The following is a 16,730-nucleotide window of genomic DNA, read 5'->3' as shown; positions in this document are numbered from 1 at the left end:
TATATGAAAAAAAACCTAGCCCTTTTAGTGTTTATGACGACACTATCCTGTTTCGCCCAAAAAAAGGCAGTCAACAATGACATTACAACAACGTTCATGAACACCATAACCGCAGATCAATTAAAGACCAAACTCTATATCGTTGCTTCTGACGAAATGGAAGGTCGCGACACTGGATCTAAAGGCCAAAAAAAAGCCGGTGAATATCTTATCAGTCAGTACAAAAAAAGCGGCATCTCTTATCCTAAGGGAGCCAAAAACTATTACCAACCAGTTCCTGCGGCCTACTTGAATGCCAAACGCAACGAGAACTTACCCGATTCTGAAAATATTTGGGCTTATATTGAAGGTTCTGAAAAGCCAAATGAAGTTTTAGTCATTTCAGCACATTACGACCATGTAGGTATCAAAAACGGAGATATTTATAATGGTGCCGATGATGATGGGTCTGGTACTGTTGCTATCCTGCAAATTGCCCAAGCTTTTCAAAAAGCAAAAAAAGCAGGTCATGGTCCAAAACGTTCTATATTATTTCTTCATGTAACTGGCGAGGAACATGGTTTGCATGGTTCTAGATTCTATTCCGAAAACCCGTTATTTCCAATTGCCAATACCATTGCCGATATTAATATTGATATGATAGGCCGTCGCGATGTAGAACATGCAAATACCAACAATTATGTCTATGTTATTGGTGCCGATAGACTGTCAACCGATTTACACAATATAACCGTTGCACAAAACGATAAATACACCCATTTAGATTTGGATTACAAATTCAACGACCCGAAAGATCCAAATCATTTTTATGAGCGTTCTGATCATTATAATTTTGCCAAAAATGGCATCCCATCTGTATTCCTTTTCAATGGTGTTCATGCCGATTATCATCAAAAATCAGATGAAGTAGATAAAATTGAATTTGATGCCTTGGCCAAAAGAGCGCAACTCGCCTTTGTTATTGCATGGGATTTGGCCAACAGACCAGAGAGAATTGTAGTTGACAAACCGCTTAAATAAATATATTAGTAAAAAAAGGAACTTCGAAGAAATTTGATGATCCTTTTTTTTTTAAATTTATGTCCAGTTTTCGAAACCTGACAATGCATTACATTCTAATAAAGAAATAACATAAGGAGATTCTTTAATAGGTCTTTTCTGTTATTCTCAAAAAACATAGAAACAATAACAATTCTATTACACGAAAATGACAAAAAAGCATAATTCAATTCCAAATCCGGATAACACTTTTATATTCGAACATTTTTTTGAAATATCAGCTGATTTACTATGTATCGCAGGATTTGATGGTTTCTTCAAAAAAACAAACCCTGCCGTTTCTAAATTATTGGGTTACACAAATGAAGAATTGTTTTCAAGACCCATCAATGAATTTATCCATATTGATGACAGGGATTTTACTGCAAAAGTCAGAGAGGAACTGACTAATAACAAACCACTTTTGAATTTCGAAAATCGATACGTAACAAAGAGTGGCGGGATTGTATGGCTCTCTTGGACCTCTATGCCAATAGTCGATGATAAATTAGTTTATGCGATTGCTAAAAACATTACACACAATAAAAAACTGGAAGAGGAACGAAATTTACTTCTTACTAAGTTTACGAAAATCAATAAAGACCTCAAGAAATTAAGCTATAATAGTTCCCATGATCTGAGATCTCCGGTAAATAATCTGCTTTCTATATTCAGTCTTTTAGATGTTTCTAAAATTGATGACCCAGAAACACTGGAATTTATTGAAATGCTAAAATCAACCAGTGAAAGTTTAAAACAAGCTTTAAACGATTATGTAGACATTTTAATTCATGAGGATAAGGCAATTGCTCAGGTTGAAGAAGTAGACTTGAATGAATCCCTCAAAGCAGTAAAACACTCCATCTTCTCTTTGATCCAAAATTCAAAAGTTACCCTTCATGCTGACTTTTCTGAACTTGAAAAGATTAATTTCAACAAAGCGTATTTAGAAAGTATATTCCTAAATTTAATAACCAATTCGATTAAATATGCCAAACCAAGTTGCTCGCCAATTATTTCTATTTATTCCAGAAATAACAACGGAATAGATCAATTGTTTTTTTCGGACAACGGTCTCGGATTCGATATGGATCTTGTAAAAGACAAAGTTTTCGGTCTGCACCAAAAGTTCCACAACCATATTGACAGTAAGGGAATCGGACTTTATTTAGTAAATAATCACATCACCAGTTTAGGTGGTAAAATTGAAGTAGATAGTAAAATTAATGAAGGAACAACGTTTACTATATCCTTTAAAAAAGAAACAACGGAAATAAGCTAATTACAGCACGAAACTTTACTCCACAAAAAAAGCCTTGAATTTCTTCAAGGCTTATTATTTCTGGGTGGGAGACGGGGCTCGAACCCGCGACCCTCGGTACCACAAACCGATGCTCTAACCAACTGAGCTACAACCACCATTTGCGCTTAGCGGTGGCAAAGATAGGATAAATGTTTACTTCTCCAAACAAAAAATCAAAAAAAATTCAACAATTTTACAACAAATCTCCTAAACTATTGACTGCCAAATACCTTTCTACCGTAAAACCTTCAGCATATTCTACCCCAGTTAGCCTTCCTAAATCCCTTGAACGGTAATTTAGACTTTCCAAGAAGTTTTTACTCGATATGGGAGATTCCGGTTCTTTTGAATTGGGATCATAAAATTGCGAACGATAGGCCAATATCGATTCAATTTTTGCCTCAGTAAACCCAGTTATGTCCACCACAAAATCCGGTTCTATGTTTTTCCATTGTATGTAATGATACACCACTTTAGGTCTCCATGGTTTTTGAATAACACCATCGAGAACCGTTTCAATCTTTAACAAGCCCGACAAAAAGCAAGCGTCCGAAACCAATTGACTTCCTTTTCCGTGATCGATATGCCTGTCATCTATCGCATTGCACAACACGATCTGTGGTTGGTATTTCCGAATCATTTGAATCACTTGCAATTGATGTTTTTCATCATTTACAAAAAAGCCATCCCGCATATTCAGATTCTCCCGAACAGAAACCCCTAATACTTTCGCAGCAGCATTTGCTTCCTGATCCCTAATCTCGGCAGAACCACGAGTACCAAGCTCTCCTCGGGTCAAATCAACAATTCCAACCGTTTTACCCAAAGAAATCTCTTTTAAAATCGTTCCTGCACATCCCAATTCTACATCGTCCGGATGTGCACCAAATGCTAGTATATCTAATTTCATTTATTTTATGTTTTTTTCTAATTTCTGCTTTCTGTTTTCTTTCTCCTATCTTTTGTAAACTACTTCCGCAATACTATTCCTCAATATTATTTTTTTTTCGGATCTTGAATGTGTTATTTATTAGGATTGTCGAGTTACTTTCGGATATCCCTCCTTCGTCGGAAAGACAATATTATGGCAATTCTTTATGACAAAATTTTGTCTTTTTATGCTTTCTCTTTCCTCTTCCTGAATTCTGTTTCCTGCTTTCTGCCTTTTAGAATTAAAAATCCAAACTCCTCTTCATCGTCATCGATTTATTAACACTTTCCATCCATTCATTTTCAGGAATACTGTCTTTGGTAATTCCGCATCCCATATACAAATATGCTTGCGAGTCACAAATCTGCATGCAACGCAAATTGACAAACAGATCCGAGCTAACGGAATCAACCGCAAAACTTGTATTCAATTCGCCCAAAAATCCGGTATAAAAAGTTCGATCGTAATTTTCATTTTCCAAAATAAAGGCTTTAGAAGCTTCTTTTGGCAATCCGCAAACTGCTGGAGTAGGATGCAATAAATAAACAACTTGTTTTAAACTAAAACCAGCATTTAGAACGCCCCAAATATCGGTTTTAAGATGCCAAACACTCCCCGCTTTAATGCTATAAGGTTCCGTAACCGAAACCTCCAGCGCCACCTCTTGGAGTTGATCTACGATATAGTCTGTAACATATTGCTGTTCTTCCCTTTCTTTCTTTTCCCAAACAACTGCATCAGAGCCATAATCTTTTTGGGTTCCTGCCAAGGCCATTGTCTCGAATACATTGACATTGGCTTTTACCAATTGCTCAGGAGTTGCACCAAGCCAAACTCCAACTTTGGGATGATAAAAACAGTACACAAAAGTGTTGGGATACAATCGAACTAATTTTTCGAAAGTAGCAACCAAATCAAAATTTTCCAGTTCGATTATTTCTTTGCGTGAAAGAACGACCTTCTTGAATTCTTGATTTTCTATGGCTTGAATCCCTTTAGAAACTAACTTTTCGAAATCTTTTTTTTCTGACACAGTTGAAACCTTCTCCTTCTTTTTCGATATTTCAACTCCCCCTTTTTCTCTAATAACAGCAGTTATTTCTGATTGGTTTTCGGGAATTAAATGAATACTATTTCCATCGAAAGAAGCAAACACAAATCCCTTCTCGGTAAAATCGACCACATTAAACAATGTATCATTATGCTGAAACATTCCAATTATCGTATCCGAATTGGATTTGCAATACAAAACAAAAGGAAGCTTTTGTTCTTGTTGTTTTATAACTTTTTCAAAAAAATCACTCATACTACTTTAATAATAAAAAATCAAATTTTCCCCTTTTGGGGTTAGGGGCGCGTCAAAACCATATTAGTCAATTTACAAAGTGAAATCAAATTCCCTTCCTCATCCGTAATTTTAATCTCCCAAAGATGCAAACTTCTCCCTTTATGAATAATACGGGCAGTTCCAAAAACAACACCTTCACGGATACTCCTTAAGTGATTGGCCGAAATCTCGATACCGCGTACTTCTTGATTTTTATCATTAATAAAAAAATGCGAAGCTGCACTTCCCACACTTTCTGCCAAAGCCACCGAAGCACCTCCATGCAACAATCCCATCGGTTGATGCACTAACGAATTAACAGGCATTTTGGCAACAAGGAATCCCTCTCCGGCATCTATGAACTCGATCTTCAACGTTTCCATCAAAGTGTTTTTGGAAAACTCGTTACAATATTCGAGCATTTTATCTTTGTCTATTGTCATGATTTTAGATTTTAAAGAATGTAAAAATACATTAAATAGACAATCCAAAAAAGAAATAAAAATCTAAAGCGCTTAACAATCTTACAAATCTAATTTATTCCTATTTTTACAAAAAATAACAAAACCAAATGCGTCACATCACTTTACTTTTTTTAGCTGGAATACTACTTTCATTTTGCTCTTGTCGTAGTGATTTTGAGACCGTAGCCAGTACCGGTGATTTGACTTTCTCTAAAGATACTGTTTATTTAGATACGGTTTTTACCAATTTGAGTTCGAGTACCTATACCCTAAAAGTCTATAACCATTCAAAAAACGACATTAACATTCCAACCATAAAATTCAACAAAGGATTAAACTCAAAATACCGAATGTCCGTTGATGGCGCCCAAGGCAATCAAGGCAAACTATTCGAAAATGTTACGCTATTGGCCAAAGACAGCCTGTATATTTTCATAGAAACAACCGTAGAAACTGATAATGCAACCCCTACAGAGTTTCTATACACCGACCAAATTGAGTTTGACGGCGGAGCCAATCTTCAAAAGGTAGAATTAGTAACCTTGGTACAAGATGCCATTTTATTATATCCCAACCGCAATGCAGACGGAACCACAGAAACACTCCCAATCGGAAATGAAAAAAAAAACGGTTTTTATCTGGACAAAAACGACCCTATTCATGGCAATGAACTCCATTTTACCAACAAAAAAGCCTATGTTATTTATGGCTACGCAGCCGTTCCCGAAGGAGAAACCGTGACTTTTGATCCTGGAGCAAGAGTTTATTTTCATGCTAATTCCGGTCTTATTGTATCCAAAAAAGCTTCCATTCACATCAATGGTTCAACATCAGTCACTGATAAATTAGAAAACGAAGTCATTTTTAGCAGTGATCGTCAACAACCCGATTTCGCCTATGTTCCTGGACAATGGGGAACGATTTGGTTGCAAGAAGGAAGTGTCAATAATACGATTCAAAATCTCACACTAAAAAACGCAACTGTTGGATTATTAATCGAGGGTAATGACGGAGCAACCGTTTCTATAAAAAATACTCAGGTTTACAACTGTACCCATTATGGAATTCAAGCCAAAAACGGATTAATAAAAGGAGAAAACATCGTCATCAACTATACAGGAGAAGCAAGTCTAGCCTGTACTTATGGCGGAAATTACAAGTTTACACATTGCACCTTCAACAACAACTGGTCGAGTCCTGGACAAGTAGCGGTCTTTATTAGCAATTATAGTACAGCTGCAACTCCCGAGACCAAAGACCTTACTCAGGCAACATTCAACAATTGTATCATTTATGGTTCCTATTCCAATGAACTTTTTTTAAGTAAAAAAACGGGAGCCACTTTCGAATACCAATTCAACAATTGCTTGATTAAGTCCAACAACACCAAAGATCCGCTTTATCAATTCGATACAGATCCAGTGCATTACAATACTATTACCCTCAACAAAGACCCCAAATTCTTTAATCCAAATATCAATAATTTCAATATAGACAATACTTCTTCCGCTTTCGCAAAAGGGAATTCGACGTATTTGATACCGCTAGATATTCTTGGAAATACCAGAACGTTACCCCCAGATTTAGGAGCCTATCAAAACAAACCGTTTCCGAAGTAAAATGTTAATTAACCGCAAATTCGCAAATTATATTATTTTAAGACCCATAAAAATTTGCGAATTTGCGGTCTTTTTTTAATTGTGTGATTTTATCAAAGTCTTTGCTTTTCACATTTGCTCTTACTATATATTTAAACTAAATTTGCACCGTTAAATACAACAAACTACACAACAATGATCCATTTCTTTGAAAACCAAAGCAAAACTGTTTTTGCAGTACAAACGCAAAACGAAATTTCGGCTCAAGACATTTCAAAACTCAACTGGCTTTTTGCCGATTCCAATAAAATAGAAAAATCCGTCTTGTCGGATTTTTTTGTTGGACCTCGTGCCACTATGATTACTCCTTGGAGTACCAATGCGGTGGAAATTACTCAAAACATGGGGATTTCTGGAATCATTCGTATCGAAGAATTCCACAAAGCTACGGCTGATTTCAATGATTTCGACCCTATGCTTTCGCAAAAATACACCGAGTTGAATCAAGATATATTTACCATCAATGTACTTCCGGAAGCTATTCTGAACATCGATGATATCGCTGCTTACAACAAAAGTGAAGGTTTGGCTTTAAGTCCGGAAGAAGTGGAATACTTAGATAATTTAGCCACTAAATTAGGTAGAAAATTAACGGATTCAGAGATTTTTGCTTTTTCACAAGCCAATTCAGAACACTGTCGCCACAAGATTTTCAATGGAACTTTTGTAATTGATGGTGTAGAAAAAGAAACGTCTCTTTTTAAATTAATCAAAAAAACATCTCAGGAAAACCCTAACGATATTGTTTCGGCCTACAAAGACAACGTAGCATTTGTAAAAGGACCAAGAGTACAACAATTTGCCCCTAAAACAGCTGACAAACCTGATTTTTACGAAATAAAAGAATTTGATTCGGTTATCTCTTTAAAAGCAGAAACACACAATTTCCCGACAACTGTAGAGCCTTTCAATGGAGCTGCAACAGGATCTGGAGGAGAAATTCGTGACCGTTTAGCAGGAGGACAAGGATCGTTGCCAATGGCAGGAACGGCGGTTTACATGACTTCTTATTCTCGATTAGAAGAAAACAGACCATGGGAAGATGCTGTTGAAGCTAGAAAATGGTTGTACCAAACTCCAATGGACATCTTAATAAAAGCTTCGAATGGGGCATCTGATTTTGGAAATAAATTTGGACAACCACTTATTACTGGTTCCATTTTGACTTTCGAACATGAAGAAAACAACCGTAAAATTGGTTATGATAAAGTAATCATGCAAGCGGGTGGAATTGGTTACGGAAAATTAGATCAAGCCATCAAAAAGAAACCACAAGAAGGAGACAAAATTGTTATTCTTGGTGGAGAAAATTATAGAATCGGAATGGGTGGTGCCGCAGTATCTTCTGCAGACACAGGAGCTTTTGGTTCAGGAATCGAATTGAATGCTATTCAACGTTCGAACCCCGAAATGCAAAAACGTGCTGCCAACGCCATTCGTGGTTTGGTAGAAAGCGACAATAACCCAATTGTTTCTATTCACGATCATGGTGCAGGTGGACACTTAAACTGTCTTTCTGAACTAGTTGAAGAAACAGGAGGATTAATTGATTTAGACAAATTACCTGTTGGAGATCCTACCCTTTCGGCAAAAGAAATTATCGGTAACGAATCCCAAGAAAGAATGGGATTAATTATTGGTCAAAAAGACATCGATATTTTACAAAGAATTGCAGACAGAGAACGCTCTCCGATGTATCAAGTAGGTGATGTAACCAGTGATCATCGTTTTACTTTCGAATCTAAAAGTACTGGTTTAAAACCAATGGATTATGCTTTGGAAGATTTCTTCGGAAGTTCCCCAAAAACGGTAATGACGGATAAAACCATCAATTACAACTATCCTGCATTAGAATATAGCGTAAAAAATATATCAACTTACTTAGAGCAAGTTTTACAACTGGAAGCTGTTGCCTGTAAAGACTGGTTGACCAATAAAGTAGACCGTTGTGTGGGTGGAAAAGTTGCCAAACAACAATGTGCTGGACCATTGCAATTGCCTTTGAACAATTGTGGTGTTATGGCTTTGGATTACCAAGGAATAGAAGGTGTTGCAACATCGATTGGACACTCTCCTATCGCTGCACTTATTGACCCTGTTGCAGGAAGTAGAACTGCGATTGCCGAATCATTATCGAATATTGTTTGGGCACCAATTAAAGACGGATTAAAAGGGATTTCCCTTTCGGCCAACTGGATGTGGGCTTGTAAAAACGAAGGTGAAGACGCTCGTTTGTATGCCGCTGTAGAAGGTTGTTCTGAATTTGCAATCGAATTGGGAATCAACATTCCAACAGGAAAAGATTCACTTTCGATGAAACAAAAATATCCAAACGACGAAGTAATTGCGCCGGGAACGGTAATTATTTCTGCAGGTGGAAATTGTATCGATATTAGAAAAGTAGTAGAGCCTGTTTTACAAAAAGACGGTGGTTCTATTTACTATATTAATTTGTCTCAAGACGACTTCAAATTAGGAGGTTCTTCTTTGGCACAAACATTGAATGCTATCGGAAACGATGCACCAACAATTAAAGACGCTGCTTTTTTCAAAAATGCATTCAACACCCTTCAAGAATTGATTTTAGACAATCAAATTCTGGCTGGACACGACATCGGAAGTGGTGGATTAATCACTACTTTACTAGAAATGTGTTTTGCCGATGTGAATTTGGGAGCCAAAATCGATTTCTCTGTTTTCGAAGAAAAAGACATCATCAAATATCTTTTTGCCGAAAACATCGCAGTGGTTTTCCAAGCCAATTCAGATGAGGCGGTTGAAGCTAAATTAAAAGCAAACAATGTCGCTTTCTACAAATTAGGAACAGCAACAACGGAAGCTACTTTAGACTTTGGACCTTGTAAATTAGACATTGCCAAATACAGAGACATTTGGTTTAAAACGTCTTTCCTGTTAGATCAAAAGCAATCTAAAAACGGAACAGCTCAAGCGCGTTTTGACAATTATAAAAATCAAGCTTTAAACTATACTTTCCCTGCACATTTTACAGGAAAAAAACCTGTAATCGACAATTCAAAACCACGTCCAAAAGCAGCAATCATCCGCGAAAAAGGAAGCAACTCCGAACGTGAAATGGCCAATGCAATGTACTTAGCCGGTTTTGACGTAAAAGATGTACACATGACCGATTTGATTTCGGGACGTGAAAATCTGGAAGACATTCAGTTCATTGGAGCTGTTGGAGGATTCTCTAATTCAGATGTTTTGGGTTCAGCCAAAGGTTGGGCTGGAGCCTTTTTATACAATGAAAAAGCAAAAACAGCTTTGACCAATTTCTTTAAAAGAGAAGATACTCTGTCTGTTGGAATTTGTAACGGTTGTCAATTGTTCATCGAATTAGGATTAATCAACCCAGAACACAAACAAAAACCAAAAATGCTCCACAATGAGAGCAACAAGCACGAGAGTATCTTTACTTCTGTAACCATACAGGAAAACAACTCTGTGATGTTATCTACGTTGGCTGGTGCCACACTTGGAGTTTGGGTATCACATGGTGAAGGAAAATTCAGCAAGCCAATGGCCGAAGAACACTACAACATCGTAGGTAAATACGGTTATGACAGTTATCCTGCTAACCCTAACGGTTCTGATTATAACACTGCTATGATGTGCGACACAACAGGTCGTCACTTGGTAATGATGCCACACATCGAAAGATCTACTTTTCAATGGAACTGGGCACATTATCCAAAAGACCGTAATGACGAAGTTACACCTTGGCATGAAGCTTTTGTCAATGCTAGAAAATGGATTGACAAAATCTAAGAATACAACATAAATTTTAACAAAAGCGTTCTCTATCAGGGAACGCTTTTTTTAATGCAATTTTTTAAAGAATTTACGATTAGTTAGATTAAATACAAACCTGTATATTTACAGTTAGTTACTAAAACGATTTAGCATCCATAAATTTATACAATGAAAAGGCACATTCTATTTACACTCTCATTTTGCTCAACCTTTATTAATGCACAACAAAATTTAGTCAAATACGTGAAGCCAATTATTGGTACCGAAAAAATGGGACATACTTATCCAGGAGCGACAGTTCCTTTTGGAGCTGTACAACTAAGCCCGGAAACGGATACTATTTCATACGAACTTAATGGAAAATACAATGGGGATGTCTATAACTATTGTGCAGGATACAAATACGAAGACAAGACTATTGTAGGTTTTAGTCATACCCATCTAAGCGGAACAGGACATTCAGATCTTGGTGATTTTCTAATTATGCCCACACAAGGTAAATTACAACTGAACCCAGGAACTGCCACAGATCCAAAAAGTGGTTATCGTTCTACGTTTTCTCATGCCAACGAAACAGCCGAAGCAGGGTATTATAAAGTAAAACTCGATGATGATAATATAACAGCCGAAATGACTGCTACCACTCGGGTTGGTATGCATCAATATACCTTTCCAAAATCAGACCAAAGTCATATCATTTTAGATTTAATGGCCGGAATTTATAATTATGACCAAAAGGACATTTGGACGTATGTAAGGGTTATTAACGACACATTGATTACAGGTTACAGACAAACGAATGGCTGGGCAAGAACCCGAACGGTTTACTTTGCCATGTCATTTTCTAAGCCTTTCAAAGAATATGGTCTAAAAAATTATGATGAAAAGCAGCCGTACAGAGGATTTTGGGGTAAGTTCGACCAAAGTAAAAACTTTCCGGAAATCGCCGGAAAAAAAATACGAATGTATTTTGATTTCAAAACAGAAGAAGCCGAGAAAATAAAAATAAAATTCTCTTTATCATCCGTCAGCCAAAAAAATGCATTGCAAAATATGCAGGCAGAAATTAAGGATTGGGATTTCGAAAAAGCAAAAAACCAAGCGCAAGCAATTTGGAATAAAGAATTGAATAAAATCACTATCACTGCACCAGATGATATTAAAGTGAACTTTTATACTGCAATGTATCATACATTCATAAACCCAACCGTTTATACTGATATAAACGGACAATATAAAGGACTGGATCAGGGAATACATCAGGCGGATGGATTTACCAATTACAGTACTTTTTCACTTTGGGATACGTATCGTGCATTACACCCCTTTTTCAATATAATCCAGCCATCCCGAAATAATGATATGGTAAAATCTATGCTGGCACATTACAATCAAAGTGCCTTACATATGTTGCCAATTTGGTCTCACTACTCCAATGATAACTGGTGTATGAGTGGGTATCATAGTGTCTCCGTGATATCGGATGCGATTATAAAAGGAGTTTACAATGGAGATAAAAATCAAGCTTTAGAAGCCTGTATCACAACTGCAAACCACCGAAATTACGAAGGAATTGGCAGCTATATCGATTTGGGATATATTCCCGCCGAGAAAAGTGGCATTTCTGTTTCAAATACATTAGAATATGCTTATGACGATTGGTGTATTGCACAAATAGCCAAAAAACTAAACAGAACTGACGTATATAATGATTTTATAAAACGCTCCGAAAATTGGAAAAACAATTTCGACAAAACAACTGGTTTTATGCGTCCAAAATTGACAGACGGTACCTTCAAAAAAGAATTTAACGCTTTAAGCACCCACGGACAAGGCTTTATTGAAGGCAATAGCTGGAACTACAGCTTTTTTGTACCGCAAGACCCAAGTCAATTAATGACACAAATGGGAGGTGAAAAAACTTTCACATCACGTTTAGACACCTTATTTTCAATGCATTTACCAGATTCCTTTTTTGCAGAAACAGAAGACATTACCCGAGAAGGAATTATCGGAGGTTACGTTCATGGCAATGAACCAGCGCACCACGTAGCTTATTTTTACAATTGGACTGACGAACCTTGGAAAACCCAATCCCAAGTACGTAAAATTTTGAATATGCAATACAAACCTACTCCCGACGGTTTAGGAGGCAACGATGATTGCGGACAAATGAGTGCTTGGTATATTTTCTCTTCACTAGGATTCTATCCTGTAGCGCCTGGATCTGATGAGTACGCTTTGGGATCGCCATTGGTAAACAATGCAGCATTAACCTTAGAAAATGGCAAAACCTTTAGTGTAAAAGCAATTAACCAAAGTGATAAAAATGTTTATGTTCAAAAAATGCTATTAAACGGAAAACCCTTAAACAGTTCATTTATCAAACACGCTGATATTACCAATGGATCGAAATTAACTTTCTATATGGGGGCAAAGCCTAAAAAGATTTGATTAAATGGAACTATTTTACTTAATCATATTGAAATACATTTAGTGATGATGCCACACATTGAGCGTTCTACTTTTCAATGGAACTGGGCGCACTATCCAAAAGACCGAAATGATGAGGTTACACCTTGGCATGAAGCTTTTGTCAATGCCAAAAAAATGGATTGATAAAATCTAAGAATACAACATAAATTTTAACAAAAGCGTTCTCTATCAGGGAACGCTTTTTTAATGCAATTCATTCAATATCTGCCCCTTTAAGAAATCGATTTCGTTGAATGTCAATTGTGTAATTATATTTTCCATATTTATTCTATGAAAAATAAAAATTATTCTTAAATTTTATTTAATTTGCGAAAAAATTAATAATCCCTCAATGACAAATATCACTCGCATTTTTGATTTCCCTTACTATCAGCAAGAAAAATTCAACAAATCTGATGCTTTAGTAACCAAGCAGAATGGGGTTTGGGTAAAAACCTCATCCCAAGAATACATTGACCAATCCAATGCTATTTCTAGGGCACTGCTGCGAATGGGTATTCAAAAAGACGATAAAGTCGCCATCATTTCTACCAATAACAGAACGGAATGGCATATTATGGATATTGGTGTTTTGCAAACGGGAGCACAAACCGTTCCTATTTATCCAACCATCGCCCAAGAAGATTACGAATATATTCTGAATCATTCTGGAGCCATGTATGTTTTTGTTTCAGATATTGAAGTCTTAAATAAAGTAAACAACATTAAGGCTAATGTCCCTACGTTTAAAGAGGTTTACTCCTTTAACGAAATTGAAGGTTGCAAAAACTGGAAGAAGTTGCTTCAACTAGGAAAAGACCTAAGCAATCAAAACGATGTTGAAGAATGCAAAAACAACGTAAAACCAGATGACTTAGCTACAATCATTTATACTTCGGGAACAACAGGAAGACCAAAAGGTGTAATGCTTTCCCATAAAAATATTGTTTCAGACGTACTAAACAGTGCTACCAGAATACCTTTTGAGCCTGGCACCACCAAATCCTTAAGTTTTCTTCCAATTTGCCATATATTCGAAAGAATGATTTTGTATTTATACCAATATTATGGTGTATCGGTTTATTTTGGAGAATCTATTGATAAAGTAAGTGACAATCTAAAAGAAGTAAGGCCAAACGTAATTTCGGCGGTACCAAGATTATTAGAGAAAGTATACGACAAAATCTACGCAAAAGGATCTGAGCTAACCGGAATTAAAAAAATACTTTTCTTTTGGGCTATCGATTTAGGATTGCGCTACGAACCTTATGGAGCCAATGGTTCTTGGTATGAATTTCAATTAAAAATAGCCCGAAAATTAATTTTCAGCAAATGGAAAGAAGGATTGGGTGGTAATTTAGATTTAATGGTTTCCGGAAGTGCCGCTTTGCAACCAAGACTGGCCAGGGTTTTTGCAGCAGCAGAAATCCCAGTTATGGAAGGATATGGCTTAACCGAAACCTCTCCTGTTATTACGGTAAATGACATGAGAAACAGAGGTTTCAAAATAGGAACTGTGGGTAAAGCCATTGAAAATGTAGAAGTCAAAATTGCCGAAGACGGAGAAATTCTTTGCAAAGGTCCAAATGTAATGATGGGCTATTATAAAGACGAAAAATTAACGAATGAGGTTATCCAAAATGGATATTTCCATACGGGTGACATTGGCGAAATTGACGAGGAAGGTTTTCTTAAAATTACAGACCGTAAGAAAGAAATGTTTAAAACCTCCGGAGGTAAATACATTGCCCCTCAAATGATTGAAAACACCATGAAACAATCTCGTTTTATCGAACAGATTATGGTTATTGGGGATGGCGAAAAAATGCCAGGTGCCTTCATTCAACCTAGTTTTGAATTTATCAGAGAATGGGAAAAACTACACGGTATCGAAGTGGGAAAAACCAATGAAGAAGTAATTGCTCATCCAAAAGTAATTGCACGTGTTCAAGAAGAAATTGACCAACTAAATAAAAAATTCGGAAATTGGGAGCAAATCAAACGTTTCGAATTGACTCCAGATGTTTGGTCTATAAATGGCGGACACCTTACTCCTACTTTAAAACTAAAACGAAAAATTATATTGGAAATCTACAAAGACCTGTATAAAAAAATATACGGTTAATCGGTATAAACTCCATTTACAATTAAAAATTTAAAGTCCTGATAGTTACTGTCAGGGCTTTTTGTATTTAAAAACTTCTTATCTTCACTATTATTTTGAAAATAATGCAAATCTAAAGTTTAAAGCTTTCATGCAAAACTTTCTAAACTTGTTTCTCGCAAAGCCGCAAAGTCGCAAATAAAATAACTTTAAACTTTGCGTCTTTGCGCCTTTGCGAGAAAAAAAGCAGCATTGCGCGATAACAATTACGATCCATTAAAAAAAAATCTACATATGAAATTCAAAATCTACTCCATGCTTTTCATCAGCCTCTTTTTAATTACAGGCTGCAAAGAAAAACCCGAAGACACCATCAAAGCCAATTATCTGGATTTTTCCAAAAGGGATGATCAATTTACCGGCGGTATCAAAATGATTCCGATCACCACACCAAAAGGCACTTTCAAGGTTTGGACAAAAACAGTGGGAAACAACCCAACCATCAAAGTATTATTGCTTCACGGAGGCCCAGGTCTCACCCATGAGCTGTATGAATCATTTGACGGCTATTTCCCAAACGAAAGCATTGAATACATCTACTATGACCAATTGGGCTCCTATTACAGCGATCAGCCGAATGACAACAGTCTATGGACCAATGAACGTTTTGTGGAAGAAGTAGAACAAGTTCGAAAAGCACTAGGTTGTGATAATACCAATTTTTATGTTTTGGGACAATCCTGGGGTGGAATCCTAGCTATGGAATATGCGTTGAAATACCAAAAAAATCTCAAAGGACTGATTATTTCTAACATGATGGCCAGCGCACCTGCTTACAACAAATATGCCGAAGAAGTACTCGGACCAAAACTTCCAAAAGCCATTTTTGACCAAATAAAAACATTCGAAAAAAACAAGGATTATTCCAATCCAAAATACACTGAACTGCTTTTTAAGTACTATTATACGGAACACATTTTAAGAATGCCAATTGACAAATGGCCGGAATCCATAAACAGAGCTTTCAAACACATGAACCCGTCTGTGTATGTGTATATGCAAGGACCCAGTGAATTTGGAATTACAGGAAATGCCACTTTAAAGGATTGGGATGTCACTGCTCGACTTAAAACGATTGCCGTGCCTACTCTGGTCATTGGTGCCAAATACGACACTATGGATCCCGAACACATGAAATGGATGTCTAAAGAAGTTCAAAACGGACGCTTTTTGTTTTGTCCCAACGGAAGCCATCTTTCGCAATATGATGACCAAAAAAACTATTTCAAAGGCGTAATTCAGTTTTTGAGAGATGTGGATAGTGGGAATTTTAAGAAAGGGTAATAAACTAAAAAATGATAAAAATATAAAAGCGTCCTAAATTGGGACGCTTTTGGTTTATAAACTTTAAACTCTCTTTTTTTTATCAAAAGAAACACTATTATTTTTGAGCCATTCGACCTGTGCTCTTGCTTCTTCTAAGGTAACTGGTGGTTGCTTGGATATTTGCTCCATACTCGACTTGGCTCTTTCCTGAAATGATATTTTGTAGTTCATGATTCATGAAGTTTTATATTACAAAAATAAAGATTTATTTTTCACCAAAGTAAAAAAACAAAATAAGTAAATAACCCCATTTTAACCACTTCAAATCAA

At 36.4% G+C, this 16,730-nt stretch carries 11 protein-coding genes, 1 tRNA gene and 1 pseudogene; 8 read left to right on the top strand and 5 right to left on the bottom strand.

The window, feature by feature from the left end; genetic code table 11:
- The first annotated feature begins 3 nt into the window (after positions 1–3).
- Both DB891_RS12515 and DB891_RS12510 read left to right on the top strand, forming a co-directional pair.
- Positions 4–1,020, top strand: coding sequence for a M28 family metallopeptidase (locus DB891_RS12515; protein ID WP_116763920.1), 1,017 nt, complete (start codon positions 4–6; stop codon positions 1,018–1,020).
- Between the two features lie 187 nt (positions 1,021–1,207).
- The gene (locus tag DB891_RS12510; protein ID WP_116763919.1) at positions 1,208–2,320 is read left to right on the top strand and encodes a PAS domain-containing sensor histidine kinase; all 1,113 of its coding nucleotides are present in this window, start codon (positions 1,208–1,210) and stop codon (positions 2,318–2,320) included.
- Between the two features lie 62 nt (positions 2,321–2,382).
- Here the strand turns inward: DB891_RS12510 and DB891_RS12505 are convergent.
- The 4 genes from DB891_RS12505 to DB891_RS12490 all read right to left on the bottom strand — a co-directional run bounded on the left by DB891_RS12505 (position 2,383) and on the right by DB891_RS12490 (position 5,042).
- Positions 2,383–2,458, bottom strand: a tRNA-His gene (locus tag DB891_RS12505).
- Positions 2,459–2,534: 76 nt separating this feature from the next.
- Positions 2,535–3,251 carry a bacillithiol biosynthesis deacetylase BshB1 gene (gene bshB1, locus DB891_RS12500; RefSeq protein WP_116763918.1) on the bottom strand — a complete coding sequence of 239 codons (717 nt, stop codon included), beginning with the start codon at positions 3,249–3,251 and terminating at the stop codon, positions 2,535–2,537.
- Positions 3,252–3,513: 262 nt separating this feature from the next.
- Positions 3,514–4,578 carry an isochorismate synthase gene (locus DB891_RS12495; protein ID WP_116763917.1) on the bottom strand — a complete coding sequence of 355 codons (1,065 nt, stop codon included), beginning with the start codon at positions 4,576–4,578 and terminating at the stop codon, positions 3,514–3,516.
- A gap of 41 nt (positions 4,579–4,619) precedes the next feature.
- A complete protein-coding gene (locus DB891_RS12490; RefSeq protein ID WP_116763916.1) occupies positions 4,620–5,042 on the bottom strand; it encodes a PaaI family thioesterase in 423 nt (140 codons plus the stop codon).
- A gap of 128 nt (positions 5,043–5,170) precedes the next feature.
- Between DB891_RS12490 and DB891_RS12485 the strand changes: the two genes are divergently transcribed.
- The 6 genes and pseudogenes from DB891_RS12485 (at position 5,171) to DB891_RS12460 (ending at position 16,418) form a co-directional block, all read left to right on the top strand.
- A complete protein-coding gene (locus DB891_RS12485) occupies positions 5,171–6,682 on the top strand; it encodes a right-handed parallel beta-helix repeat-containing protein (protein ID WP_116763915.1) in 1,512 nt (503 codons plus the stop codon).
- A gap of 174 nt (positions 6,683–6,856) precedes the next feature.
- The gene (gene purL / locus DB891_RS12480; protein WP_116763914.1) at positions 6,857–10,510 is read left to right on the top strand and encodes a phosphoribosylformylglycinamidine synthase; all 3,654 of its coding nucleotides are present in this window, start codon (positions 6,857–6,859) and stop codon (positions 10,508–10,510) included.
- A 153-nt stretch (positions 10,511–10,663) separates the two neighbouring features.
- A complete protein-coding gene (locus DB891_RS12475) occupies positions 10,664–12,949 on the top strand; it encodes a GH92 family glycosyl hydrolase (protein ID WP_116763913.1) in 2,286 nt (761 codons plus the stop codon).
- Positions 12,950–12,985: 36 nt separating this feature from the next.
- Positions 12,986–13,124, top strand: a pseudogene (locus DB891_RS12470) (phosphoribosylformylglycinamidine synthase subunit PurQ); the annotation flags it as partial.
- 198 nt (positions 13,125–13,322) lie between these two features.
- A complete protein-coding gene (locus DB891_RS12465; protein WP_116763911.1) occupies positions 13,323–15,095 on the top strand; it encodes an AMP-dependent synthetase/ligase in 1,773 nt (590 codons plus the stop codon).
- 273 nt (positions 15,096–15,368) lie between these two features.
- Positions 15,369–16,418, top strand: a complete 1,050-nt coding sequence (locus tag DB891_RS12460; protein WP_116763955.1) for a proline iminopeptidase-family hydrolase — start codon at positions 15,369–15,371, stop codon at positions 16,416–16,418.
- Between the two features lie 63 nt (positions 16,419–16,481).
- Here the strand turns inward: DB891_RS12460 and DB891_RS17625 are convergent, their stop codons facing one another.
- Complete coding sequence (locus tag DB891_RS17625) at positions 16,482–16,631, bottom strand: hypothetical protein (RefSeq protein ID WP_189337146.1); 150 nt, start codon at positions 16,629–16,631, stop codon at positions 16,482–16,484.
- Positions 16,632–16,730 lie beyond the last annotated feature (99 nt).

The sequence above is a fragment of the Flavobacterium laiguense genome (genome assembly GCF_003097655.1).
Classification (GTDB): Bacteria; Bacteroidota; Bacteroidia; order Flavobacteriales; family Flavobacteriaceae; genus Flavobacterium; species Flavobacterium laiguense.
This window is presented reverse-complemented; position numbering and strand designations above follow the sequence as displayed.

Excerpts from the sequence above, each read along its gene's own strand:
- DB891_RS12515 (WP_116763920.1), top strand. The coding sequence starts at position 4 with ATGAAAAAAAACCTAGCCCTTTTAGTGTTTATGACGACACTATCCTGT.
- DB891_RS12510 (WP_116763919.1), top strand. The coding sequence starts at position 1,208 with ATGACAAAAAAGCATAATTCAATTCCAAATCCGGATAACACTTTTATA.
- bshB1 (WP_116763918.1), bottom strand. The coding sequence starts at position 3,251 with ATGAAATTAGATATACTAGCATTTGGTGCACATCCGGACGATGTAGAA.
- DB891_RS12495 (WP_116763917.1), bottom strand. The coding sequence starts at position 4,578 with ATGAGTGATTTTTTTGAAAAAGTTATAAAACAACAAGAACAAAAGCTT.
- DB891_RS12490 (WP_116763916.1), bottom strand. The coding sequence starts at position 5,042 with ATGACAATAGACAAAGATAAAATGCTCGAATATTGTAACGAGTTTTCC.
- DB891_RS12485 (WP_116763915.1), top strand. The coding sequence starts at position 5,171 with ATGCGTCACATCACTTTACTTTTTTTAGCTGGAATACTACTTTCATTT.
- purL (WP_116763914.1), top strand. The coding sequence starts at position 6,857 with ATGATCCATTTCTTTGAAAACCAAAGCAAAACTGTTTTTGCAGTACAA.
- DB891_RS12475 (WP_116763913.1), top strand. The coding sequence starts at position 10,664 with ATGAAAAGGCACATTCTATTTACACTCTCATTTTGCTCAACCTTTATT.
- DB891_RS12465 (WP_116763911.1), top strand. The coding sequence starts at position 13,323 with ATGACAAATATCACTCGCATTTTTGATTTCCCTTACTATCAGCAAGAA.
- DB891_RS12460 (WP_116763955.1), top strand. The coding sequence starts at position 15,369 with ATGAAATTCAAAATCTACTCCATGCTTTTCATCAGCCTCTTTTTAATT.
- DB891_RS17625 (WP_189337146.1), bottom strand. The coding sequence starts at position 16,631 with ATGAACTACAAAATATCATTTCAGGAAAGAGCCAAGTCGAGTATGGAG.